The 24,197-nt window shown below is 57.9% G+C and carries 23 protein-coding genes and 1 riboswitch; of the genes, 12 read left to right on the forward strand and 11 right to left on the reverse strand.

What is annotated here, in order from left to right; all coding sequences use genetic code 11:
• Nucleotides 1–6: 6 nt before the first annotated feature.
• Nucleotides 7–1,107, reverse strand: a complete 1,101-nt coding sequence (locus GKA01_RS10685; RefSeq protein ID WP_228120017.1) for a cysteine desulfurase family protein — start codon at nt 1,105–1,107, stop codon at nt 7–9.
• Nucleotides 1,108–1,243: 136 nt separating this feature from the next.
• Here GKA01_RS10685 and GKA01_RS10690 point away from each other — a divergent pair, with 136 nt between their 5' ends.
• The 7 genes from GKA01_RS10690 to GKA01_RS13645 all read left to right on the forward strand — a co-directional run bounded on the left by GKA01_RS10690 (nt 1,244) and on the right by GKA01_RS13645 (nt 6,451).
• Nucleotides 1,244–1,909 carry an alpha/beta hydrolase gene (locus GKA01_RS10690; RefSeq protein ID WP_062511341.1) on the forward strand — a complete coding sequence of 222 codons (666 nt, stop codon included), beginning with the start codon at nt 1,244–1,246 and terminating at the stop codon, nt 1,907–1,909.
• 151 nt (nt 1,910–2,060) lie between these two features.
• Nucleotides 2,061–3,311: a tyrosine--tRNA ligase gene (tyrS, locus tag GKA01_RS10695; RefSeq protein ID WP_146862699.1), complete on the forward strand. Its 1,251-nt coding sequence runs from the start codon at nt 2,061–2,063 to the stop codon at nt 3,309–3,311.
• Between the two features lie 142 nt (nt 3,312–3,453).
• Nucleotides 3,454–4,005, forward strand: a complete 552-nt coding sequence (locus tag GKA01_RS10700) for a hypothetical protein (RefSeq protein ID WP_146862702.1) — start codon at nt 3,454–3,456, stop codon at nt 4,003–4,005.
• Nucleotides 4,005–5,129, forward strand: a complete 1,125-nt coding sequence (locus GKA01_RS10705; RefSeq protein WP_146862705.1) for a sensor histidine kinase — start codon at nt 4,005–4,007, stop codon at nt 5,127–5,129. Before GKA01_RS10700 ends, GKA01_RS10705 begins: the two co-directional genes overlap by 1 nt.
• A complete protein-coding gene (locus GKA01_RS10710; protein ID WP_146862708.1) occupies nt 5,126–5,731 on the forward strand; it encodes a response regulator transcription factor in 606 nt (201 codons plus the stop codon). Before GKA01_RS10705 ends, GKA01_RS10710 begins: the two co-directional genes overlap by 4 nt.
• Nucleotides 5,732–5,809: 78 nt before the next feature.
• Nucleotides 5,810–6,238: a J domain-containing protein gene (locus tag GKA01_RS13990; protein ID WP_146862711.1), complete on the forward strand. Its 429-nt coding sequence runs from the start codon at nt 5,810–5,812 to the stop codon at nt 6,236–6,238.
• 66 nt (nt 6,239–6,304) lie between these two features.
• Nucleotides 6,305–6,451 carry a hypothetical protein gene (locus tag GKA01_RS13645; protein WP_167506359.1) on the forward strand — a complete coding sequence of 49 codons (147 nt, stop codon included), beginning with the start codon at nt 6,305–6,307 and terminating at the stop codon, nt 6,449–6,451.
• Here the strand turns inward: GKA01_RS13645 and GKA01_RS10720 are convergent.
• From GKA01_RS10720 to rpe, 6 genes are all read right to left on the reverse strand, one after another.
• On the reverse strand, nt 6,436–7,029 hold the full coding sequence (locus GKA01_RS10720; protein ID WP_146862713.1) for a LutC/YkgG family protein: 594 nt from the start codon (nt 7,027–7,029) through the stop codon (nt 6,436–6,438). The two genes, GKA01_RS13645 and GKA01_RS10720, sit on opposite strands and share 16 nt — an antisense overlap.
• Nucleotides 7,026–8,549 (reverse strand): lactate utilization protein B, encoded by a 1,524-nt coding sequence (locus GKA01_RS10725; protein WP_146862716.1) that lies wholly within the window; start codon nt 8,547–8,549, stop codon nt 7,026–7,028. Before GKA01_RS10725 ends, GKA01_RS10720 begins: the two co-directional genes overlap by 4 nt.
• On the reverse strand, nt 8,546–9,289 hold the full coding sequence (locus tag GKA01_RS10730; protein ID WP_146862719.1) for a (Fe-S)-binding protein: 744 nt from the start codon (nt 9,287–9,289) through the stop codon (nt 8,546–8,548). The genes GKA01_RS10725 and GKA01_RS10730 overlap by 4 nt, the downstream gene beginning before the upstream one ends.
• A gap of 323 nt (nt 9,290–9,612) precedes the next feature.
• Nucleotides 9,613–10,743, reverse strand: a complete 1,131-nt coding sequence (locus GKA01_RS10735) for a glycosyltransferase family 4 protein (RefSeq protein WP_146862722.1) — start codon at nt 10,741–10,743, stop codon at nt 9,613–9,615.
• 25 nt (nt 10,744–10,768) lie between these two features.
• A complete protein-coding gene (locus GKA01_RS10740) occupies nt 10,769–12,433 on the reverse strand; it encodes a heparinase II/III family protein (RefSeq protein WP_146862725.1) in 1,665 nt (554 codons plus the stop codon).
• Nucleotides 12,433–13,107, reverse strand: a complete 675-nt coding sequence (gene rpe, locus GKA01_RS10745) for a ribulose-phosphate 3-epimerase (RefSeq protein WP_146862728.1) — start codon at nt 13,105–13,107, stop codon at nt 12,433–12,435. Before rpe ends, GKA01_RS10740 begins: the two co-directional genes overlap by 1 nt.
• 178 nt (nt 13,108–13,285) lie before the next feature.
• Between rpe and GKA01_RS10750 the strand changes: the two genes are divergently transcribed.
• The gene (locus GKA01_RS10750) at nt 13,286–14,545 is read left to right on the forward strand and encodes an AGE family epimerase/isomerase (RefSeq protein WP_146862731.1); all 1,260 of its coding nucleotides are present in this window, start codon (nt 13,286–13,288) and stop codon (nt 14,543–14,545) included.
• Between the two features lie 4 nt (nt 14,546–14,549).
• On the opposite strand, the gene GKA01_RS10755 is transcribed toward GKA01_RS10750, so the two are convergent.
• The 3 genes from GKA01_RS10755 to GKA01_RS10765 form a co-directional block, all read right to left on the reverse strand.
• Nucleotides 14,550–15,140 carry a YdcF family protein gene (locus GKA01_RS10755; protein ID WP_194265881.1) on the reverse strand — a complete coding sequence of 197 codons (591 nt, stop codon included), beginning with the start codon at nt 15,138–15,140 and terminating at the stop codon, nt 14,550–14,552.
• Nucleotides 15,140–16,378: an MFS transporter gene (locus GKA01_RS10760; protein WP_208653411.1), complete on the reverse strand. Its 1,239-nt coding sequence runs from the start codon at nt 16,376–16,378 to the stop codon at nt 15,140–15,142. Before GKA01_RS10760 ends, GKA01_RS10755 begins: the two co-directional genes overlap by 1 nt.
• Nucleotides 16,379–16,515: 137 nt before the next feature.
• Complete coding sequence (locus GKA01_RS10765) at nt 16,516–17,052, reverse strand: methyl-accepting chemotaxis protein (RefSeq protein WP_146862737.1); 537 nt, start codon at nt 17,050–17,052, stop codon at nt 16,516–16,518.
• 673 nt (nt 17,053–17,725) lie between these two features.
• Nucleotides 17,726–17,854: riboswitch (TPP riboswitch) on the forward strand.
• Between the two features lie 92 nt (nt 17,855–17,946).
• On the opposite strand from GKA01_RS10765, the gene GKA01_RS10770 reads away from it, so the two are divergent.
• From GKA01_RS10770 to GKA01_RS10785, 4 genes are all read left to right on the forward strand, one after another.
• The gene (locus GKA01_RS10770; RefSeq protein WP_146862740.1) at nt 17,947–20,370 is read left to right on the forward strand and encodes a TonB-dependent receptor; all 2,424 of its coding nucleotides are present in this window, start codon (nt 17,947–17,949) and stop codon (nt 20,368–20,370) included.
• 2 nt (nt 20,371–20,372) lie between these two features.
• Nucleotides 20,373–21,527 carry a phosphotransferase enzyme family protein gene (locus GKA01_RS10775; RefSeq protein WP_146862743.1) on the forward strand — a complete coding sequence of 385 codons (1,155 nt, stop codon included), beginning with the start codon at nt 20,373–20,375 and terminating at the stop codon, nt 21,525–21,527.
• Entirely contained in the window at nt 21,518–22,099 is a 582-nt protein-coding gene (pnuC, locus tag GKA01_RS10780) for a nicotinamide riboside transporter PnuC (protein ID WP_146862745.1), read from the forward strand. The genes GKA01_RS10775 and pnuC overlap by 10 nt, the downstream gene beginning before the upstream one ends.
• Before the next feature lie 127 nt (nt 22,100–22,226).
• Nucleotides 22,227–23,735, forward strand: a complete 1,509-nt coding sequence (locus tag GKA01_RS10785) for a hypothetical protein (RefSeq protein WP_146862749.1) — start codon at nt 22,227–22,229, stop codon at nt 23,733–23,735.
• 72 nt (nt 23,736–23,807) lie between these two features.
• On the opposite strand, the gene GKA01_RS10790 is transcribed toward GKA01_RS10785, so the two are convergent.
• Nucleotides 23,808–24,161 carry a hypothetical protein gene (locus GKA01_RS10790; RefSeq protein ID WP_146862752.1) on the reverse strand — a complete coding sequence of 118 codons (354 nt, stop codon included), beginning with the start codon at nt 24,159–24,161 and terminating at the stop codon, nt 23,808–23,810.
• Nucleotides 24,162–24,197 lie beyond the last annotated feature (36 nt).

Raw genomic sequence — 24,197 nt, forward strand, 5'->3', positions numbered from 1 at the left:
CCCGTCTCACTTCCGCAAACGTCGTGCCATGGCCTCATAGGCCTCACAGAACGCCTCGACCTGGGCTTCCTGCACATTCCAGGGCAGCGACACGCGAATGGCCTGCGACGCGCCGTCCGTCTCCCCCATCGCCCGCAGGACATGCGAGGACGACACTTTTCCTGACGAACAGGCCGAGCCCGCCGAAACGCAGAATCCAGACAGATCCAGCGCCATAAGCTGGACCTGAGCCGCTACCCCGTCCAGAATCAAACAGCTCGTGTTCGGCAACCGCGCCACAGCCTCACCCGCAATCCGCGCGCCAACGCTTTTCGCAGCCGCTTCGACACGCCCCCGAAGACGCTGCACCGGAGCCCAGTCCTGAGCACGGGCAGCATCGAATGCTGCCGCCATTCCCAGAATAGCTGGAAGCGCCTGCGTCCCGCCCCGGCGCCCCCGCTCCTGACCGCCACCAGCCACCAGCGCATCCATAGGCTCGTCTTCCGCCAGCAGGAGCGCGCCCGCCCCTTTTGGGCCACCCATCTTGTGCCCGGACACCGCAACACTACACCCGCCCAGCGCAAACGGCATCCGCCCCGCACTCTGCACGGCATCGACATGCAGATGTGCTCCCGAGTCGCGACAGACCACCAACACCTCCTCCAGCGGCGAAAGCACCCCCGTCTCGTTATTGGCGGACATCACGCAGACCAGCGCCGGACCGGTGTCCCGCAACCGCGAGCGCAAGTGTTCCACGTCCAGAATCCCGTCCCTGTTTACGGGCAGGATTTCAGCCTCTGGTGCAGCCCTGAGAATAGCATCATGTTCCGTAGTCCCAACGAAAATCCGGCGCTCCTGTCCAAACGCATGAACCGCCATCGCATCGGCTTCCGTCGCCCCCGATGTAAACACACAGGTGCCGGAAATCCGCCCGAAACCCGAGGCAACCCGGCTGCGGGCATCCTCCAGAAACCGGCGAGCTTCCCGCCCCTCGGCATGCACCGAAGACGGGTTCCCGGACAGCAGCATCCCCTCCAGCGCCGCCTCCTTCGCGCCGGGACGTAGAGGCTCGGTGGCATTGGCATCCAAATAGGTCGTCCCGGAGACGGTCTTGAGTGCAGTCATCATGTTTTCCAGATTGGACAAACTGGCGGAAATCGCAACGCCATGTCGATTTTGGTGGAAATCAGGTTTTGCGAATCGATATACACAGCACCACCGGACGGCAGAGTTCCAATTCTGCCTGACACAGTGCGAGAGTATTATGCCTGAAGTGATGTTCGCCGGCCCAGACGGCCGGCTTGAGGGTCGTTACCACCACTCCAGCGAACCCAACGCTCCGCTTGCCCTGGTGCTGCATCCCCATCCGCTCCACGGCGGCACCATGAACAACCGTATCACCTACACGATGTATCGTAGCTTCGAGAAGATGGGCTTCTCGGTCATGCGTTACAATTCACGTGGCGTAGGCCGCTCCCAAGGCCGTTACGATGGCGGTATCGGCGAGATTTCCGATGCAGCTGCAGCCCTCGACTGGATGCAGATGGTCAATCCGAACTCCACCGAACTGTGGATCTCGGGCTATTCCTTCGGTGCCTTCGTCGGCATGCAGCTTCTTATGCGCCGTCCCGAGATCAGCGGCTGGATCAGCGTGGCCCCGCCGGCCAACGACTACGATTTCGGCTTCCTCGCACCCTGCCCCTGCGGCGGCCTGATGATCGCTGGCGGCAAGGACGAACTGGCCCCGGAGCCAGGAATCCGCAAGCTGGTGGACAAGCTGAACACCCAGAAGAATGTGACCGTTGACTATCGCATCTTCGAAGACGCCGACCACATTTTCGCCAAACAGGCAGACCGGGTCGCTGAAGCACTTGAAGACCACGTCAATACGATGCGTGGCCGCAAAGCCCTGGCTCTGGCCGCCGACTGATCTGAAAAATCTTCTTCCATCAGATGTTTTTTCAGAAAGGCTCTCCTCAATGGAGAGCCTTTCTGCTTTCGGGCCGGAGTTTCCGCCCGCCCATCGGTCATGCTAGGGTCCGCATCCCTTCTTTTCAGCAGCAGCGTAGCAAGACCGATCCATGCCAAAGAGTCCGTTCCTCCTTGAAGCCCAGGCCCGTGACCTGATCTTCCAGTGCACCGACCTCGACGCCCTCGACGAGGCCATGCTGGCCGGACCGATCACCGCTTATGTAGGCTTCGACCCGACAGCGGACTCCCTTCATGTCGGCAACGCGCTCTCCATCATGGCACTGCGCCTGCTCCAGAAGCACGGCCATCGCCCGATCGCCCTGATGGGTGGCGGTACGGCCAAGATCGGCGATCCGTCCTTCCGCGACGAGGCCCGGTCTCTGATTACAAACGAAACCATCGCGCACAACATCGCCGGAATCGAGAAATCCCTGCGCCAGTTCATCACCTTCAGCGACGAAGACCCGTCCAGCGGCGCCATCCTCGCCAACAACGCTGACTGGCTGGACAAGCTCTCCTACATCAACCTGCTTCAGGACGTTGGCGCACATTTCTCCATCAGCCGCATGCTCTCCTTCGACAGCGTGAAGCAGCGTCTGGAGCGGGAACAGGGACTGACATTCCTGGAATTCAACTATTCCATCCTCCAGTCCTACGATTTCCGCGAACTGAACCGCCGCCACGGTGCCGTCCTCCAAATGGGCGGCTCGGACCAATGGGGCAACATCGTCTCCGGCATCGACCTCGCCCGTCGCACAGACGGAAAACAGATCTTCGGTCTGACCACACCGCTCGTCACCACGTCCTCGGGCGCAAAAATGGGCAAGTCCGCCAACGGCGCGACATGGGTCCGGGCAGAGCGTCTGCCAGTTTTTGAATACTGGCAGTTCTGGCGCAACACCGAAGACGCCGATGTCGGCCGTTTCCTCAAGCTTTTCACGGATCTTCCGATCGAGGAGTGCGAACGTCTCGGCGCGCTCGAAGGCGCGGACATCAACGACGCCAAGAAGATCCTCGCCACCGAGGCCACTGCCATCTGCCACGGTCGCGCCGCCGCCGAAGACGCCGCTGAAACAGCCCGACGCGTTTTCGAGCAGGGCTCTGCACAGGCCGCGCTACCGGAAATCGACCTGCCCGCTACCCTGATCGCGGAAGGGCTGCCTGCTTTCCGGGTCTTTCAGGAAGCCGGACTGGCCGCGAGCGGTGGAGAAGCGCGCCGTCTGATCCGGGGCGGCGGCGGGCGCGTCAACGATGTGGTGATCTCGGACGAAAACCAGACCTTCACACTCGACGATCTGCGGGACGGTACCCTGAAAGTCTCGTCTGGGAAAAAGAAGCACATCCTCCTCCGTCCGGTCTGAGCGCCTCACGCGCGCGCCATGACGGCTGTCATCCAAGACACCTGACACTGCGCCCTGTTTTTTCTGTCCCGAAACGGGCATCCTTACAGCGGGTTGCTCCCCCACGGAGATACGGGGGAGATGAGGCGGAGATGCAGTACGGATGACGACGGAACGGAAAAACTGGCGTGGCCTTCTGACCGACTGCGGAGGACTGGCATTCGCCATCGTCTGGGCGGCAAGGGGCGCACATGCGGGCAGACTTCCCATCTCTTTGACCGTCGCACTCATCGCGATCCCGACACTCCTACTGCTCCTTGGTTTCATACGGCGTGACCTCGTTCTGCGACGTCCTGAAATTTCTCTCGACCCCAAACTGACGCGGCGGATCAAAATCCTACGCTTCGCAGGGATTTTCGCTGCCGTCTCCTGGACGCAGGCCCATCACCGAGTGGATCTTTTCTATCCCATGCTCGGCGCCATCATCGGGCTGTCTTACATTCCGCTGGGCCGCGCCATGAAAGAGCCGATCCATATCGGGATGGGCGCTGCCATCATCGTGATTTCGGGCCTTTCCCTGCTTCTGCCTGAACCTGGCCATCTCGAGGTCGCAGGCTTCGGAACTGCTCTGGCGATCTGGGTGGGAAGCATGCTGCGACTGCACCGTTCGAGCCTTTCGCCCGGCGTAGAGCCCTCACCAGCCACGCTCTCCTGATGGCCACAGACTCCCTTTCCCGCCATCTCGCCGACCGTCGTACGCCTTGGCCGCACTTCAATCACTATCTGGTGGCCTATCTGAGCTACCTGCTCTTCTATCCGGTTCCATGGCTGCTGGGCTATCACCGCCCCACACTTTCAGGCGTCATGTTCTCAGCGGCGGCAATGCTGCTGTTCCTGCTTGTCTATTTCGCGCCCTACCGCAAAGACCGCTATTACGGCTACGGCGAAATCATCCTCACCGATCTGATCGGCTATGCCTGTGCCTGGACGCGTGGCGACTGGCAAGTCTACTGCATTTTCGCAGCCGGAATGTGCGCCCGATTACCTGGAAAGCGGCAGTCCATCACGATGGTCATCCTGCTACAGGTCGTCCTGATTATTTCCGGCCATTTCCGGCACAAGACCACACTGGAAGTCATCCCCGGCGCCTTTTTCAGCATCATCACCTATATGGGCACGCTGGTGCAGTGGCAGCTCGGCATCCGCAATTTCGAACTTCGCGAAGCCCAGAACGAGATCCGTACCCTCGCCACCACAGCAGAGCGCGAACGCATCGCCCGCGACCTGCACGATCTTCTGGGCCATTCCCTGACTGTCATTTCCGTCAAAGCCGAACTCTCAGAACGGCTGTTTATGGCTGATCCCCCCCGCGCCCGGCAGGAAATCAACGAAATCAGTCAGATCGCCCGCACATCCCTGCGCGAGGTGCGCGAAGCCGTATCCGGCATGAACGGCGCGTCCCTCCTACGGGAACTGGACCGTGCCCGTAGAGCTCTCCACACCGCTGGCATTACCCTTATACTGAACGACCCTAAACCGTCCGCTGAACAGCCACCGAACAGCGTTCTGGCCCTTGCGCTACGGGAAGCCGTTACGAATGTCATCCGTCATTCCGAAGCCCGGACCTGCACCTTGACCTTCGGATACGATGCAAAAGGCCAGATCCATACGTTCAGCCTTGAAGACGACGGCCCGATCCAAACGCCCAGGCCGGGAAGCGCGCTCGTTGAAGGTAATGGTCTGCGCGGCATGCGCGCGAGGCTCGCCGCGTCTGGCGGCACACTCACAATTTCTCACCGCTCCCAGAGTTTCAAACTGACTGCGACGACACTGCCATGATCCGCCTCATCCTTGCCGAAGACCAGACCATGCTCCTCGATGCCTTTGAGGCGCTCCTGCAACTTGAAGACGACATCAAAATCGTCGGTCGCGCCACCGATGGTCGCGAAGCGCTGGCGATGATTCGCGAACACCGCCCCGATGTCGTTCTGACCGATATCGAAATGCCGCATGTCACGGGTATCGAACTGGCGGAAAAAATCCTTGAGGAAGGTCTCCCCAGCCGCGTCATGATCGTGACGACCTTTGGCCGCTCCGGCTATCTACGCCGCGCGCTTCAGGCTGGCGTCCGGGGCTACATGCTCAAGGACGCGCCCATCACACAGCTTGCGGCCGCCATCCGCAAGGTCGCGGCAGGTGGACGCGCCATCGCGCCCGATCTGGCCGAGGCCGTCTGGGACGCACTGCCCGACCCGCTCTCCGAACGCGAACGCGCCATGCTCCGCCTCGCCGAGGCCGGACGCACCAACCGCGAGATCGCCGAGGCACTGTCCCTATCCTCCGGCACGGTCCGCAACTATTTTTCGGAAATCGTCCAGAAACTGGATGCCCGAAACCGGATCGAAGCAGGACGCATCGCCCGCTCCAACGGGTGGCTCTGATCGGCAAGACAGGGAAAGCTCCCGGAGACGGATCACATCATGATATGATGAGACGACAAGACCGTTGAAAGGCCTTCCATGCAGGTTCTCGCGCTGATCGGGGCGGCATTCGTCGTCTACTGGCTCCTGACACATCTCGGCTTCGTGCTCGGCCTCCTGTTTGCATTCGCGAAATTCATCGTCCTGGCGCTGGGAGCGCTCGTTCTGCTGGGATTTGTCATGCAGCGCTTCTTTGGGAAGACGGAGACACAAAACGAAGACGCGCGGCAGGAAACCCCTGAAGACCCCATTGACGAACCATCTGCGGAACGGACCTGGTTCGAAGTTCTCGGTGTCAGCGAATTCGCCTCTCCAGAAGATATCAAACGCGCCTATCGGGACCTGATCAGACAGTATCATCCGGACAAGGTCGGCGCGATGGGGGAGAAAATCCGTGAACTGGCGATGCGGGAGACACAGATCATCAACGCCGCCTTTCAGGAGGCCCGTCTCAGCAGAGGCTTCTGAAAGGCCTCCCTGTACTCCGTCTCCCCCTATGCCAGACGCCTGTTCGACCCAATACCGGCCCCGATCGTGGCGTCCATCGAAGGACTACCGCCATCCGTCGCTTTTCAGCAGAAGCGCGGCAGATATATCCTCTATGTTCTGGACAAACCCACAACCGGCCTGCATCCCATCGTTATCGGCCGACTGATGCTTCTGCTTCAGGACGCGGGATGAAACAGCACGCTCAGGGAGCGCACACCCTGTGCACCATGGACCAGTACGCCTTCGATATCCGCCGTCGCTGACGGGCCGCTCTGAAACACGACATAATGCGCCTGCGTCCATTCCGGACGTTGATAGGCATTATGCAGATTGTAGACGATCTGCGCCGGATCCAGCAGGATCACCAGATGCTGCGGCAGAAAACCCGTCGTGTTCACGAGAAGCTGCTTTTCAGTGAAACAGAGCGATCCCGTCTCCGCCACGCCGAACGCCGCGCGCAGAATGGCATATTCCACTGGCGCGATATCCGTCGGCTTCGTCTGGGGCGTGATCTGCATGTCACCCTGAAATTCTGAAACGCAGGACACGACCGGACCCGGCTTGACGAACGCCTGCCGCACCGGCGCCATCGGATCAGCCGCATCAGGGGTCAGCATTTTCCCACCCATTCGCTCCAGGGACTTCTGGAATAGCGCTCTTAGATCGGCCGGGACCGCCTGATCGAACAAGGGCACCACGGGGCGCGGGCGCTCACCCTGAACATGGTTTTTGCGGATTGCCCCCAGAATGGCCTCGCGTGAGCCACTCATGATTTTTCTCCCTCAACCTGCGACTTGCGGTTCTTGCGATACCACTCATTGAACGTCTGTTTGGGTGTCTCAGGGACATCGCGCTTGCGGCCCCATGTGTTGAGCTTGTTGTACAGCATGAAATGCGGCAGATGCCGCAACGCGCTGCGACCAAGCGGCAGACTTGCCCGATAGACCATAGGCGATGCCAGAACTTCGCCGGCGGCCTTCATCATGACTTTCTTGACCGGGGAGATTTCCCCCTCGCCCGCCAGCGTCTTGCGCCAGTCGGCGATCTGTTCGTGAATATTGATCTTCACCGGACAAACATTGGTGCAACTGCCATTCATCGTCGAAGAGTATGGCAGGTTGCGATATTTATGGACGTTGAAGGTCGGATCGATAATCAGCCCGATCGGCCCGGCATAGGTCGCGCCATAGCTCAGACCACCGCTGCGCCGGAACACCGGGCAGGTGTTCATGCAGGCGCCACAGCGGATACATTTCAGCCCCGGCCAGAACTTCTCCATTCCCAGACGCTCGGAACGCCCGTTATCCACGAGCACGACATGCATTTCGCCACCCTCACGCGGGCCGCGGAAATGCGACGTATACTGCGTGATCGGGGACCCCAGCGCGCTCCGCGACAGCAGCCGGATAAAGACCGGCAGTTCATTCAGGCCGGGAATGAGCTTCTCGATCCCGATGGACGCGATATGCAGCGGCGGCGTATTGGCGGACAGATCCGCATTGCCCTCATTGGTGCAGACAACGAATGTTCCCGTTTCCGCAACCACGAAATTACCGCCCGTCATCCCGGCCTGCGCCGAGAGAATCAGCGGGCGCGTAGCCTCGCGCTGACATTCCGTCAGGTAACGCGCATCGGCATTGTCAGGGTCGGAGCCGATCGTTTTGGCAAAAACACTGGCGACATCGGTGCGCAGCTTGTGCACGGCCGGAACCACCACATGGCTCGGCGCTTCGTCATCAAGCTGCTGGATGCGTTCGCCAAGATCGGTTTCGATGACCTCGACATTATTGTGGGCCATGAACTCCCGGAAGCCACACTCCTCCGTCAGCATGGACTTGCTCTTGATCAACAGCTCGACGCCCTTGCTCCGCAGGATCTCCAGAACGATCGCGTTATGCTCCGCGCCATCCTTTGCCCAGTGGACCTTGATCCCGTTGGCCGTCGCATTTTTCTCAAACAGCTCAAGATAATAATCGAGCTTGGAAAGCGTGTGCTCCTTGATGCCCGAGGCGAGGTCCCTCAACTCTTCCCATTCCTCGATCCCATGCATTTCCTTGTCACGTTTCTGGCGCAGATCCCACAGACGCGCATCATGCATGGCCTCATGCTCGGTCGCGGCCATGAAGCGGTTCGCGGCTTCGGACTGATCAACCGGCCGGTTGCCACGGATCTTGGCACCGCGGGGCTGGGGTTCCGAAATCCGGGATTTAAGGGGCTGGGACGAGGCGCCACCGTGATCAAGCTGCTCGGCATGGGGGTCCGTCAGCTCTTCATGCAGTTCGGCGGTCATGCGCGTGCTCCATTCAGGATCTGGGCGATGTGGATATATTTGAGGTTGGCGCCCATCCGCCGGGCACAGCCTTCCTGATGCATCATGCAGGAGCTGTCAGACGACGTGACATATTCCGCGCCGGATTTAAGCTGATCCGTGACCTTGTCCTGACCCATCTTGGCCGAAACGCCTTCCTCGAAAACGGAGAACGTGCCGCCGAACCCGCAACATTCGTCAGGCCGCGTGAGGTCGGTGAACTCGATACCCTTGACCATCTTCAGCAGCGCTTTCGGCTTGGAAAACGGCTCTTCCCGGCGCTCGGTCATACTAGCGATCCGCAGGTTCCGCAGCGTGTTGCAGTTGTTGTGAAGTGCAACACGATGCGGAAACTCGGCCCAAGGGAAAGCATCGACTTTCAAGACATCGTGCAGAAACTCGACCAGCTCATAGGTCCGGCTGCGAACATGTTTGACAGCGTCGGTCTGATCGATGGCCGTCATGTTGTTGCGAACCTGGTTGGTACAGCTTCCGGAAGGTGTGACGATATAATCGTATTTTTCAAAATTCCGGACGAACAGTTCTTCCGTCTTCGCCGCCTCACGCTCGCAGCCCGTATTGGTCATGGGCTGACCACAGCATGTCTGGTCAACGGGATATTCAACGGACATCCCAAAACGCTCCAGCAGTTCGAGCGTCGCAATCCCTGTCTCGGGGTGAAACATATCCACGTAACATGGAATAAAAAGACCGACCTTCATGGGGAATACCTTTGTCTTCAATAATCTCGTGCGCGGGGTACTGTCTCCAAAACAGTACATAAACAAAAGACAAGTTTATGGGATATTTTCAGTCATGATAAAAAGAGTATTCCAGTCCGGAAAATAACACCAAAAACAAATCGTAGATTCATACTCCGAAAAACCCAATAAAACTCACCATGACGGATGTCTTTCAGTATCCAATCACCTTCAGAACGCTTTTTATTGAGAAGGGTTATCATCTCCAACCCATGCCGACACATCACGCAAAAGGCTGTTTGGCAGCAGGGCGGATAGACCCAGTGCCCCGATTGCTTTCTGGGTCAGGAAGAAATGCGCCGAAAAGACTCTTCCATAAGCGCAACGACACGCCTGAGAATACGGCGTTCATCATACGACTCGACCGCAATTTTCCGCCCCGAACACCCCATTTCTTCTCTCAGGGCCCTGTCCTGCGTCAAACGGCACAGCGCGCGCGCCAGCGGTGCGGAAAGTCCCGGCGGAACCAGAAAACCGGTTTTCCCGTCGACCACCTGCTCGCGAGGTCCGCGCACATTCGCAGCCACGACCGGCAGCCCCGTCAGCATCGCTTCGATGACCGACATGGGCAGACCTTCGAAATGACTGGGCAGCGCAAAAATATCCGCCGCCGTCAGAAGTTCGGCGACATCGTCCCTGTACCCGAGCAGCCGCAGCCGGGACCCCAGCCGCTCTGTGGCTCGCGCAAAAGCTGCGGTCATGTCCGCTCCGTGATCCGAAGGCAGCCGCTCACCGACGACCCAGAGTTCCGCGTCCGGGACGTCTTCCATGGCCCGTAGCAATTCAGGATGTCCCTTGTGCCGTACCAGACGGGACACCACGATCACCACAGGACGCGTCTCCGGCACGCCAAGCTCCGCACGCAACCGGGCCCGCGTTTCAGGCGAAGGGCGATAATGCTCCGGATTGCGGCCGTTGCCGATGGCGATCGGGATTCGGTTGAGGTGAAGCCTGCGTGCATCGCGTGCTTCTTCGCTTGAGACGGTCATGTAAAGGTCGGTGATGCGCCCCGCTGCCCATTCCAGAACCAGCGAAAGCGTGCGTCGATTCCATGAACCCGGCTGATTGAACAGGAAGCCGTGACAGGTATAGGCGACGACACGCACGCCGCAGACCCGTGCGGCAAAACGCGCCAGAATACCACTGATCGGCATATGTCCGTGCACAAGGTCAGGTTTTTCCTTCCGGATCAGCCGGACCAGCGCCATAAACGCCCGATACTGGGCCACCGGCGAAAGCGAGCGCGCCATGGGAACGCCATGTACCGTGAAGCCCTCGGCCCTTACCGGCTCCAGATGCGTGCCTTCCGCACAGGCCCCCTGGACCTCATGACCAGCGTCCCGGAGGTCACGCATCAGGGGCAGCAGAAACTGTCTGAGCGCGAAGTCAACATTGGTGATTTCAAGGATCTTCACGATCGCACCTTCAGTCCGGAAACCGTTATTCCGGAATACGTTCGAGAAGCCATGTCACGCTCTGATGGACGCGTCCGGCAGTTTTGGGCGTGTCGGAGGCTACTGGCATGGCTTCACTTTGCCCATCCGGCAACACGGCATCGGCCTGCGCTGGCGGCGATGGCAACGGTGTGATGATGATCTGCTGACCGGATTCGCGCTTTCCGCGCCCGAGATAGACGTCGCTTTCGAGACGAACGACACCCCCGCGCTGCCTGAAACGCCAAATCATCCCACCTGCCTGAAGAATGATGTCTTCATCATCCTGCGTCACCATGACATCGGGATGAATATGGAAGCGGATCGCAAAGTCGATGTTCCGTTCGCCGTCGATCAGTTCCTGCCCGCGGAAATCCTCACCGTCCGACCCGAAATAGAGACGGCGCGTCCATTTCGCACCCAGCGGCGCATGGTAGCCGTCATGCGCCATGTCCAGCCAGTGCGCGGAACCGTCGGTCTGGTGTTCACAGGAGACGGTGACCGGCCGGCGGGTCATGCCACCATCAGGACCGAAATCCGCCGAAGACAGTCCATCCGCCACGAGGACTGTGTGCGCAGCACTACACCGCATAGCGTCCCGCCACGCTCCGACCACCGCGCTGCCGCAGTTGACGAACAGACGATGCCGCTGATGCGAAAATTCAAAGGACATCGTTCCAGCATGCGCCATATGATCGAACCCGGCCGCGGCGGGTGCACCGCTGTCCACAATCAGCAGCGATTTTCCGAGCGCAAGGCGCGTAAATTTCCCCTGCGGCATGGCTGGCGCAATCAACTTCTGCCGGGAGCCCTGAGCCAGTACGTCCTCGACGGCAGCACTGTACCGCTCGTTCGCTCCATTGAAAACGGCAAGCCCTCCGTCACCGTGGCGCATGGCTCGCAGGACGGGACAGACCCTGTCCAGCGCCCGGTCGATGAAGGGAGGAACGCTGGCATGCGCCGTACGGAACATGACGGACATCTCAGCCAATTCGCGCGCCACGAGAAACTGGGCCTCGGGGCTGCGCTCGATCACCGTGCCATCCGCAAGGATGAGGCGTTCCAGTTCGGCGGGGAGATAACGCAGATAGCGCGACATGAAACCCGTATGGTCCGGCATCGCCATTGCCGCGGCGAGAAGCCCTCTGAACGCCATCAGTCCGCGTGCGCCCTGCGGCGGAAGGGGCAGAAGGGCAGCGATAGTCCGTCCCTCCACCAGCATCCGGTCCATCAGGCGCTTCTGCAGAGCCAGGTCGGCGGACGCGAGACAGAATTCATGATTCGACAGCCATGAGGCCAGCCGGGATCCGGTGACGCAGGCATCGCCGACCAGCGGATCGGTGGGCGGATGCGCCAGCCAGTCACTGACAAGCATCCGCGCCGTCATTCTCGCCCGGTCGCTTCCCAGCGTCCGCAAATCCCGAAGCCAGCTGAAACCATGCAGCCATTCCCGCACAGGCCCCGGCCAAGGCCCGCGCTCCCAGCTCCCCTTTGGCAGGGCATAATCCTGCCGGTCGAAACAGAAATGCCCGGCAATCAGACGCGCCCCCTGTTCCGGATCGCCCTTCCATGGGTCCCGGAAAGCATGAACAGGCTCCTGAGACGTCTGCCCCCCCAGCGGGAGACGAGCGAGGGAGAGACGAAGACCGCGAAGCCAGCGACTGCCTGTCATCAGGGCATCTGTTCCACGAACGGCCCTTCAAGAGACCGGATCGCAGCGGCGCGGTCTTCTTTTCCAAATACCGCGGAGCCCGCGACAAGCATGGTTGCTCCCGCTTCCACGACAAGGGGAGCGGTCTGCGGATCGATTCCGCCATCCACGGCCAGAACAATGTCCCGCCCGCTTTCGCGGATCATGGCCGCCAGCGTCCGGATTTTGGCCAACTGGCTGTGCAGGAAGCTTTGACCGCCAAATCCCGGATTGACCGTCATGACGAGAATGATGTCCACCAGATCCAAGACTTCGGACAGCGCCACCGCAGGCGTTGCCGGACAGATCGCCACACCCGGGCGACAGCCCAGCGCCCGGATGGTCTGCAGCGAGCGATGCAGATGAAGGGCATTCTCGACATGGACAGTGATATGGTCGGCGCCCGCCTTTGCCGTCGCCTCCAGATACGGATCCACAGGATCGATCATCAGGTGAACGTCGAACTTCGCGTCCGTATGGTTTCGCAACGCGGCGATGACAGGCGGGCCGAATGAGATGTTGGGCACGAAATGCCCGTCCATCACATCCAGGTGAAGCCAGGGGGCGCGCGCAACGGAAGCGACCTCTTCACCAAGGCGGGAAAAGTCGGCAGCCAGAAGGCTCGGGGCGACAATGATCGAGGGACGGTCAGTCATACTGTCATGTATCGGCAAACCCATCGCGCGACGCAAGCCACATCCGCATGGACGCGCATCTTCGTGAGCAGACAGGCTGCCCGCAGGTGTTCCCGACAGGCTCCTGAACAGTCTCCGGAACCCCGACCCTCCTGAAACGTCCTGATGCCGACACCTCTCGACCTGCCCGGAGTGCTTCATGACCGATCGCCTTTCGCCCACCCTGCTCAGCCGTGACAGCTGGATCCGTCGCCCCTCCCACCGGGCATGGCTGGAAATGCAGGGGCGCCGGCTTCTGGACTTCAGCAAGGCCGGCTGCGTCGATGGCGGCTTTACCGGCCTTGATCTCGAAGGAATGCTTCCCGAAAATGCACGACCCGAGGCAACCCTCACTGCGCGCTGCGTTCACGCCTATGCAGTCGCGGAACTTCAGGGCCTTCCCGGAAGCGCTCCTTTGGTCACGCACGGCATCCACGCCCTGCGCGCGAACTTCCGGGATGATGCCCATGGCGGCTGGCAGCATTTCGCGGACAAGGACAACGACCGCAAACAGGCCTATCTGCATGCTTTCGTCGCTCTTGCAGCCTCTTCAGCTGTGTTGATCGGAGCGGAAGGTGCCGGAGAACTCCTTCAGGACGCCATCCATCAGATCGAAACGCATTTCTGGAGCGAGGAAGAAGGAGTCATGCGCGAAAGTTTCGCGCCGGACTGGTCCGACGAGGAGGACTATCGGGGGGCGAACAGCAACATGCACTCCACCGAAGCCTTCATGGCTCTGGCCGATGTCACGGGGGACGTAAAATGGCTCCATCGGGCGCGAAGGATCGTCACGCGCTTCGTCCACGAACTGGCTGCGGGAGAAGGATTTGCGATGCCCGAACACTTCAATCGCAACTGGAATCTTCTGCGCGACTATCACAAAGACAAGCCAAACGACGACCTGCGCCCATATGGCATGACGCCCGGACATTTCGTGGAGTGGTCACATCTGACCGTGAAGCTTGAAGCCGCTCTCCTGCGACATGGACTTACGACCCCCGAATGGATGCTGCATGACGCACAAGCCCTGTTCGAGACGGGCATGAACACCGGATGGAACGCCGATGGCCGCCCGGGCATGCTTTATACCATCAACTGGGAGCACGGCCCTCACAACCGCAGCCGTATCCACTGGGCTCAGGCGGAGGCGTTGACAGCCTCCATCAATCTCTACAAACGTACGGGAAACCCCCATTACGAACACTGGTACCGGACGATCTGGGACTATATCGACACTACCCTGATCGACCGCGACTTCGGAAGCTGGTTCAACGAGGTCAGTCCTGAAGGAGAGCCGACCGAAACGATCTACAAAGGCAAAGGCGACCTGTATCATGCCTATCAGTCGACGCTTGCGCCCATGATGCCACTCGCCCCGTCCCTCGCCACGGCGATCGAACAGATCGGGGTTCCCTACTAATCCGTCAGCCTGACGGCGCTTTCGTCAGAGCATAGACAGGAAGCGCCACACATTCCCGGAACAGGTACCAGAGCTGGGTCGAACGGAACCGGGAAGGCGCCGCTCCTGAGACCGGATGCACGCCAACGCGGTGCAGGGCCCATTCGGCACGCGGAACATGAAACCATTGCGTCACGACGACCGCACCTGCCGGATGCAGCCGGGCAACATGCAGAGCCGTCAGCCAGGTGTTGTTACCATGCGAGTCGGTAATAATAGCTCTTGCCGGAACCCCCCGCGCAGTCAGCCAGTCAGCCATGATCCGCGCCTCATCCTGATTGTTACCGCTCTCGATCGCACCACTCACCATCACCCTGCGCACCAATCCGGCGCGCCAGAGCCGAAGGCCTTCTTCCAGCCGCTCCCGCAGCGCGGGATGTGGATGCCCTTTCGCATCCACTGCCGTCCCGAAAACGACTGCCATGTCAGAGGAGGCCGGAACCGCGGAGGCTCCGAGAGCAGCGACACAGCCCATCCAAAGAACAAGCCCCACCGTCAGAATGCCCCAGATGATCAGTCCTTTCATGACTGCCCGACACCACAGACCGGATGTCATCAGATCACTTTTCCCTGACCATCACGTTGCCGGCGCAGGTACAGAAAGGCGACTGCCGCAGCACAGACTCCTGACAGACCTCCGACGCCCAGAGCCCAGCGCGGACCAAGACAGTTCGCAATCATACCTACCAAGGGCGCTCCCAGCGGAGACGACCCGGCGAACACAGCAAAACGGATCGAGACCACACGTCCGCGCAGACCGGGATCGGTCGCGAGTTGCATGTAACTGTTGCTTACAGCCGTAAACGTCAGGGAGGCCATGCCCGCCATGACCAGAGAAACCGCAAAAGCCCAATACCCCGGAGAAAGCGCGCCAAGGAAACAGGCAATACTAAACACCACGGCTCCCTGCGGCAGCGCCGAAAATTTCATGGTCTTGCGACTGGCGGCAAAGAGCGCGCCTGAGATCGTTCCGACAGCCATGGCGGAATTGAGAATGCCATAGCCATGCGCCCCCACATGAAAGACGCTCACGGCCATGGTCGAAATATAGATTGGGAAATTAAGACCGAAGGCGCCCAGCAGAAACAGCATGAACAGAATGGTGCGGAGGTCGTCGCGCTGCCAGACATACCGGATGCCTGTCAGCAGATCCTGTTTTTCCCGCTCCGCGCGCCCGGATTTTGCGGGTCCAAGGTGATGCAGTTCCTGTGTTCGCAGAGAGAGGAGTGACATCAGCACGCCGTAGAACGACAGCCCGTTCAGGATGAATGACCATCCCGAACCCAGTTCCGCGATACAGAACCCTGCTACGGCCGGTCCGATCATACGCCCCGCATTATAGGAGACCGAATTAAGCGCCACCGCATTGGCCAGGTCTTTTTCACCGACCAGTTCGCCTGCGAAAATCTGTCGCACCGGACTATCGAACGCTGCCACACAGCCGCTCAGAAACGCGAACAGATCAACCTGCCACAATCGCACCATACCCGTTACGACGAGAAGACCCAGACCAACAGCCAGTGTTCCGAGGGCAGCCTGCGTCAGAAGCAGAAAACGGTGCTTCTCAACCCGATCGGCGATACTTCCCGTCCAAAGAATCAGCAGAAGGGGCGGCGCGAGCTGAAGAGCCGTAACGATACCCACAGCCGTGGCGTCGTACCGGGTCAGTTCCGTCAGCACGAGCCAGTCCTGCGTCGTCATCTGCATCCATGTCCCGATATTCGAGACCAGAGCGCCCATGGCCCAGATGCGATAATTGCGCCTCCCAAGAGACCGGAAGGCCTGTCCCATCACGGGCAGACCCTCTCAATCAGGAGGAAAAAGCGAGAGAAACCGGAAAACATACCATCAGTGTCGGGAATATCCGATCCGATGTCGAGACATGTCTCGAAAATGTTCCCTCAATGCCTTCCAAAAGCCTGTCTCTGCCGTCAGGAGACGGCACCTGTGAGCGCGGCCGCGAAGGATGCACCATATGACGACGAAGACTGCGACTGGCCGAAACGGAATTGCAGCGGACTACACTCACCTGCTCTACCATGGCCGCGCTCCTCAGGGTCATCTGCTTCATTTCGTTGATGACCTAAGTGAATCCTCTCGAGGCTTTCCGCCTCACCGGTCGTGGAATGGGAGATATCCTCAAGCGGCAACGTAATGCCGTCGACAGGCTCGCTAATGACGTTCATCGAACAGTAGGCTTCACCCACAAGTTGCACACCTTCCTCGACCTGTCGTCCTGAGGACATAATGATGTTGCGAATATCCTGCGCCAATTTTTCCGTACTCTGCGCAAGGACACGGATTTCCTTGGTCAGCACATCGAAGTCCTGTCCGGCTCCACCCGCACGTGCGGCCTCGATTATGGCCGCATTCGCGGAATGCATGATCACCGAAATCACACCTGTCTGACCACGCATTTCCAGAGCTGTTCCACGGGCTTCGACCGCCGAACGCGCGGTCTGCCCCACAGTCTGAGTGGTGCTTGGGTGGTGCTATTGATGGAAGCGGAATCTCCGCGAGATTGCCTGCCTGACGCTCCGTGCGCTCACTCAGTTCTGCAGAAGCGGGCACGATTTCGGACGTCGCATCGGAAATTTTGGCAGTTGCCGTGCGGTAGATCTGGATCATAAATTCTGCCGGAATTCTTCATGCCGGCCCTGAAACTCTTCCCGAAACGTGAAGGTCAGATCACCCTCTTTACGAACTCCATTCCAGCACAGATCGTTCCGAGCGTATCGTCCTGAACGCGGCAGATATTCTCACTCCGGCTGGAAAGGTCTTTCTGGATGCAGGCAGCTTCCCGCGCTTCATGAGCGGAGTTTTCCCAAAATTTCAGATGGTTCCAGCTATTTTCATGAAACACCTGAAGGAAACGCGCCAGGCGGCCTGCATACCGGGAGAGAGCCTCGATTTTCTGACGGACATTGGAAGTTTTCCAATCTCATGAAGCATGATGGTCATTTTTACCTACGGCCTCACATGATTTTCGGAAAAGTCGTGTGATATTTTCTAAATCCAGGCGTGTCGTTACTAATGACAGGTAAAAATTTCTCTCGAAATTGTTTGAAATACATAACGAACCGAACGCCCACACCCGGCTGGACCAATATTGACAATTTCGCGCCCAGGGAGGATTGGTGGCGTTTCACCGTGGGGAGCCCGGCAAAGGGCTGAGATTCTGCTGGTATATCCGTCAAGGACCGCGCGGCGCAGTGACCCATTGAACCTGATCCAGTTCGTACTGGCGGAGGGATGGTGGTCGCTGTCTGCCCGACGCATAATCATGCAGGACGCAGCCGGCAGCTTGAACCTTTCCTGTCAGAGCTGAGATCTCATTGCTTGCAGGCGAGGAGTCTCTCATCATGGCATACAGATCGTACCGCAGCGTCCTGCCCGTCCTGATCGGCACGACGGTCTGTCTGTCAACCGCGGGTGCCGCCGACAGGCCTTCTCCCCGCGCCCTGGAGGTCACACAGAGCGGGGCAATCTCCCCGTCAAAATCTGCGGCACATTCTACCTACGCCCGGCCTTCGCCCCACCCCGAACACATCATCGTCCACCGGCTTGCGGAGAGCGCGCCCGGAAACCAGCCGGGAGGCGGCCTAATCCATCTGCAGGACGGCGTGAAATCCGTCAGTACCGTCAGTCAGGATTTCATTTCCAAGCAGGCTCCCATGGCCACGGCCTTCCAGCTTGCCGCCATGCTACCCGGCGCCAATGTGTCCTCGTCCGATCCAATGGGATTTTCCCCCAATACCGACATCACCGTCCGCGGGCTCGATAACAGCGCTATCGGTTATGTGCTCGAAGGCATGCCGCTGAACGATGTCGCCGCCTATTCCGGCACGCCCAGCCAGTTCGCGGACAGTGAGAACTATCAGGAAATTGCCCTGTCACAGGGCTCGGCCGATCTGGACAGTCCGGTCCTGAACGCCGCCGGGGGCCTGATGAACCTGACCTTCCGCGACCCCGCCAAAAAAGCGGGTGGTGACGCCAGCGTGTCTTACGGATCCTACAACACCAACCGCGAATTCATCCGCCTCGACACTGGCGACATCGCCCATACCGGCATCCGTGGCTTCGTCTCCTACTCCCATGGCGCGACCGACAACTGGCGCGGACCGGGACGCGACGAGAAGCAGCATGTCGATTTCAAGCTCCTCAAGGAATGGGGGCAGGGCAACCGCGCCAGCCTCATCGGCACCTTCAACACGACCATCACGAGCTGGTATCCCGAACCCACCATGGACACATGGAAATTGGACGGGATCAAAGGCCAGAACAACCTGCTGGCTCATTATGACAGCAGCAATCCGGAAAACGGCGCGAATTACTGGCGTCTGTGGCGGGACGGAGAGCGCACGCTTTATGGCGGCGCGCCGGTCCATCTGACCCTGACCGACCATCTGACCCTGGACGTCACACCCTACGCGCAGCTTGCCTATGGCAACTGGCCAGGCGGAAGCACGCTGTCCGAAACCGGACTTTACCAAGGCACACAGGCCCTGTCGGACACGCTGAACCTCCCCGGCGCGCAGGACGGCGTGGGCGTTGTCCGCGCGGATTACACCCAGCGCAGCTACCGTTCGGGCTTTACCAGCGCGCTGCACTACAAAACCGGCTGGAACGATTTCGTCCTCGGATACTGGTACGATTACGGCGACGACAACGAGCAACAGCCCTTCACGGCGGTTCAGACCAATGGCTATGCCCCGGATATCTGGGCGCAAAACGGTCGCGACGTGATCCGCCTGTCCAACGGCGAACGCCTTCTGGGCGGCAGCTTCCACACCATTTCGCAGACCAACGCGCTGTTCATCGGCGACCACATGTCCCTGCTGCACGACCATCTGACCATCGACCTCGGCTTCAAGGCCGTCATGATGAGCCGCGATGGCACGAACAGCATGCCAGGCCCGCAATACCATGTCGGTTCCAACAGCATGGAGCCCCTGCCCCGCCTCGGCGTGCGCTGGCGCATTGACGCGGAAAACCAGCTCTTCTTCAACGCCACGACCAATTTCCGCGCCCCGGACCAGAGCGCGTTGTACAACACCTATGACCCCTCTTCGGGCGAAATGTACGGAACCGGATCGGCCGACGTTCGCAACGAATATTCCATTTCTGAAGAGCTGGGATACCGCCGCACGGGACGCTGGATCATCGGCAGCCTGACGCTGTTCAACTACAACTTCACCAATCGCCAGATCTCCACGCAGGCTGTCCAGAACGGCTCCATTGTCAGCACGACGATGAATGCGGGTGGCCAGACCTCACGCGGCGTGGACGTAGAAATCGGCCTGCGCCCTTGGCATCATTTCAGCCCCTATGTCTCGGGCGAGTACCTGCATGCCACGATCGACAATGACCTTATGTCAGGCGGGGACCTTCTACGCACCCGCGGCCGCATCGCCGTCCGCAGCCCGACCCTTCAGGCCGCGGCCGGGCTGAGCTACGATGACGGGCATATCTTCGGTGTCGCCACCGTGCATTACACCGGCCACCAGTACGCAACCTTCATGAATGACGAGCGCGTCTCGGATCACACGACCGGCGATCTCGCCATTGGCTACCGCTTCTCGGACCATATCCATCTGCATCAGCCGACCCTGCGGATGAATTTCATCAACATCACGAACGAACACTACCTTTCCGGCGTGGCAAGCCCGACCATGAATGCGAAAGACACGACCGGCGTGTATGGCACCACCATCGCCGGAAGTGCCCCGAGCTACTTCATCGGGGGCGGGTTTGCCGCACTGTTCACCGCTTCGACGGGGTTCTGAGCATGGCGGAGGCTTCCGGGCAGTTCGGCGTCAACGGCCTCGAAAACAGACGGGACTGGCCTGCGCTGGCCGATCCCGAGGTCCGAAGGGTTCTCTCCCATTTTCCACTACCGGCTCCGGCCCGGCAGGTAGTCTGGCATGGTCGGCGACCATTTTCCTCAACGGGCGTTGTATCACTTGAAAACGGAAGCCGCGTCTTCGTCAAACGCCATGACCATTGCCTGCGCAACGCCACAGCGCTAGCGGAAGAACACCGCTTCATCGCGCACCTGTCCGGAAGAGGCATTCCCGTTGGCCAGACGTGGCGCACGACTGATGGTCAGGCCGCTCTCGACTTCAATGGATCAGCCTACGAGGTTTTCTCCATCATGCCCGGCCATGACCTGTACGAGACCGTGCAGTCCTGGGAGCCGTTCCACAACATCAGGCACGCCTTTTCAGCCGGCCTGCATCTTGGTCAGCTTCATGAGGCGGCAAGGAGTTTCGATGCTCCTGCACGCCCCTCATCACGCCCCCTGCTTTCAACATTCGAAGTCATCACATCCCCCGATCTGATGGCGGGTCTGAACTGCTGGATTCCCCAACAATCGGGACTGGCAGAAGCTCTGACACGACACTTCTGGCGAAAAGACATCCCGGCGGCCCTGCTGAAATTTCATGAACGGCTTAAACCGCACTTATCAGAAATCCAGCCGCGCTGGGGACATGGCGACTGGCACCCATCAAACCTCTTCTGGGATGACACCGGTCCGGATGCCCAGATCTGCGGCATTCTGGATTTTGGCATGTCCGACCAGACCTGTGCTGCCTATGATCTGGCCGTCGCCATTGAGCGGAGCGCCATCGAATGGCTGCGTCCAGAAAATGACTGTCCGGTCGCCTTCGACAGACTAGACGCATTTCTACGCGGATATCAGACCCGGTATACAATTTCTGATACGGAGCGCTCGCTGGTATCGCTCTTTCTTCCTCTGGTCCATGTTGAATATGCACTCTCGGAAGTCGCGTATTATGAGACGCTGGTTCATGACCAAAACGGCGTAAAAGCAGCCTATACGGACTACCTCCTTGGGCACGCGCACTGGTTTTCTTCCCCTAGCGGCCAGAAGATGCTGGACTGGCTTGAACAAACTCTCAAGACATCCGCATGTCCCTGATCGAAGTTCTAGGTGCGGTTCTCAGTGCCCTCGCCGTCTGGCTGACGTCCCGCCGTAGCATGATCTGCTGGCCGGTGTCGCTGACAGCAGCGGGCCTGTACTGCTGGATTTTCCTTAAAGCACGCCTTTACGCCGATGCGGGACTTCAGATCGCCTTCTGCCTTTATGTTGTCTATGGCTGGCGCCACTGGCAGAAAATACAGAGCCCGGATGGCCGCATCCAGGTTCGACGCCCCAAAACTGTTGCGATTCTAAAAGGACTATTATCGGGTGCGACAGGAAGCGCCGTATGGGCCTTCATTCTGGCACGGTTCACTAATGATCCAACCCCAATTACCGACGCGACACTGACCGCCTACAGCATGCTTGCCCAATATTGGGATACGATGCGCTACAGAGAAACATGGGCCCTGTGGATCGTGGTAGACAGCGCATATGTGGCTCTATTCATCAGTCGCGGCCTTTATCCCACAGCAATGCTTTATGCCGGGTTTGTTATACTTGCTGCCTATGGTTATCGCCTCTGGAAACCCGAGGCTTCAATCCGGGTCATTGCCAACACAGATATGTGATTTTCAAAAAATACATTAAACTCATCAAAAAAAGGCATAAAAATACCAATATTATTGACTCGCCCTACCGATAAGTATTTATTAAGGAGAATAAAATTTTTTTTAAAGGCTGGATCTTATGGTCATAATGGAAGGAAAAGAACTGGTTCTTCATTATAATGAAGGAAAAACAGAATACTGTGTCATAACTTTTCCAGGAAGATTTCATACCCATGAGGCAAAAGAAAAATTTTTTGGCGGAAATATTTTTGCAAAAAATGATATTTCGTCTATTGGACTAACAACAAAAATAGACAACTGGTTTATATGCGATGAAATAGATGAATTTATTGAAAAAATAAAGGAAATATCATCAAAATACACTAAAATTGTTGCAATAGGTCCATCCATGGGATCGTACCCGGCTATAAAGTATTCTAAAAAATTAAATATCCATAGAATACTTTCGCTAGCCCCAAAATGGACGATAGATCCTAAACTAATACACTCTGAACCTGATAAAATAAGAGATGGACTACTAAGCGATGACATGAATTCTTTAATAGAAAATATTTTTTCTGATGAAAAATCAGGCCACTGCATAGAATCCGGCGACGTCAACAATGAATTAATCGTTTGCTATGATACATATAGAAAATTGGATAAATTCAATGTCCAAAAATTAAGAACCATCATTAACTTTGAAGAAGTGTTATTTCCTAAATGTGGTCACGTTATTATTGATCAACTTCAAGGATCCGAAAATCTTCTTAAAATTGTTCACTCATTAGTTTATGATGATATAAAAACAACCTGTGAACTTCTAACAAAAATCAGAAGATCACATAAAAATAAAATCAAGAAGTATTACGATGTAGCTCATGAAAAACATCCCTATTACTGCTTTCTGATGATGCGAAAATTTATTGATGGGAAATTTCCGGGATATAAAGAATTTCTTCTTAAACAAAATACCTTCTCCAATCTGATGGATAAACTGGTTCGAAATGGATATCACGCGCTCTCAAAAGAAGTAGAATTCTATTTCAGAAATAAAATAATATCCGAATCTTCTCTCGACATAGAATTGGAAGTAGGCTCGAATTACAGAGCTGATATTTTCAATATAATGGATTATCATGGTGGGAGACTGGAATATTCCCTTCGTGCGGAAACACTCTTTGCATCTGGTTATTTTTTTGGAGGCAGAGATTTAGCGGTCAACGTGTTCGCCCGAAAGGTAAACTCTGACATACTTCTCGTCACTATTTTCGACGGTCAGTATTTCTATCTTCAGTTCGAAAATGGAAAAATCCGCCTGACCCGCTTCATGAATGATCCTTCCGTACTGAAACTGTCACCTAAAAAACCGCCGCAGCAGAACGATTTTTTCTACGAAAACAATTTCATGAAGGATATTTTCCGAGTGGTGACGCCTTACGGCTATATGATGTCTCCACCTGACGGCAACATCGTTTTCGATTCTCCCAACGCACTCCCCTGGGAGAGTTTTTCGCTCCATCCTCCAATGGAAGATACACCCCCTCCCGCTCCCCAGATTCGGACGGCGCCGACGCTCCCTGAAGAGATCAGGATGCCTGTTCAGCAAGTCCCAAAGAAAAAAGCCAGATTTCTCTCCCGTTTCATGGCGTCCTGATCCCATCGTTCCGGCTTACAGTTCAAAAAAAAACGCCCTGTTCTGACAGGGCGTTTTTTTTGAAGAAAATCATCAGTCCGGAGACGCATCTTCTGGCAGAGGCTGGATCTGTCGCAGCTTGCCGTAACGGTCATAATAAAAAACCGATGTTCCGCGGCGTTCTGCGTAACCGTCCGGTTGGCCGTCCTTCGTCTGGAACAACAGCCGGAATGCGTCCGGCTGCTCGATCACCTTATCTCCCGGCGGGCGATACCGGTAACGACTAAAATCGGCATGGCTCTTGGGAAGAGACGAGTTGTGATACAGGTCATGCATGCTCGGCTTCTTGGGGCCGTCATCCCCCCCTGCATCCTGCGCCATGGCTGTGCCGAAAGCCGCGCCCGATACGGCAAGGACAGTCAGTACTGGAACAATTAACCCGCGCATGATGCTCTCCGGTCAGTGCGTTATGCGGGCACCTTA

It is taken from the genome of Gluconobacter kanchanaburiensis NBRC 103587 (genome assembly GCF_007988905.1).
GTDB classification, from domain to species: domain Bacteria; phylum Pseudomonadota; class Alphaproteobacteria; order Acetobacterales; family Acetobacteraceae; genus Gluconobacter; species Gluconobacter kanchanaburiensis.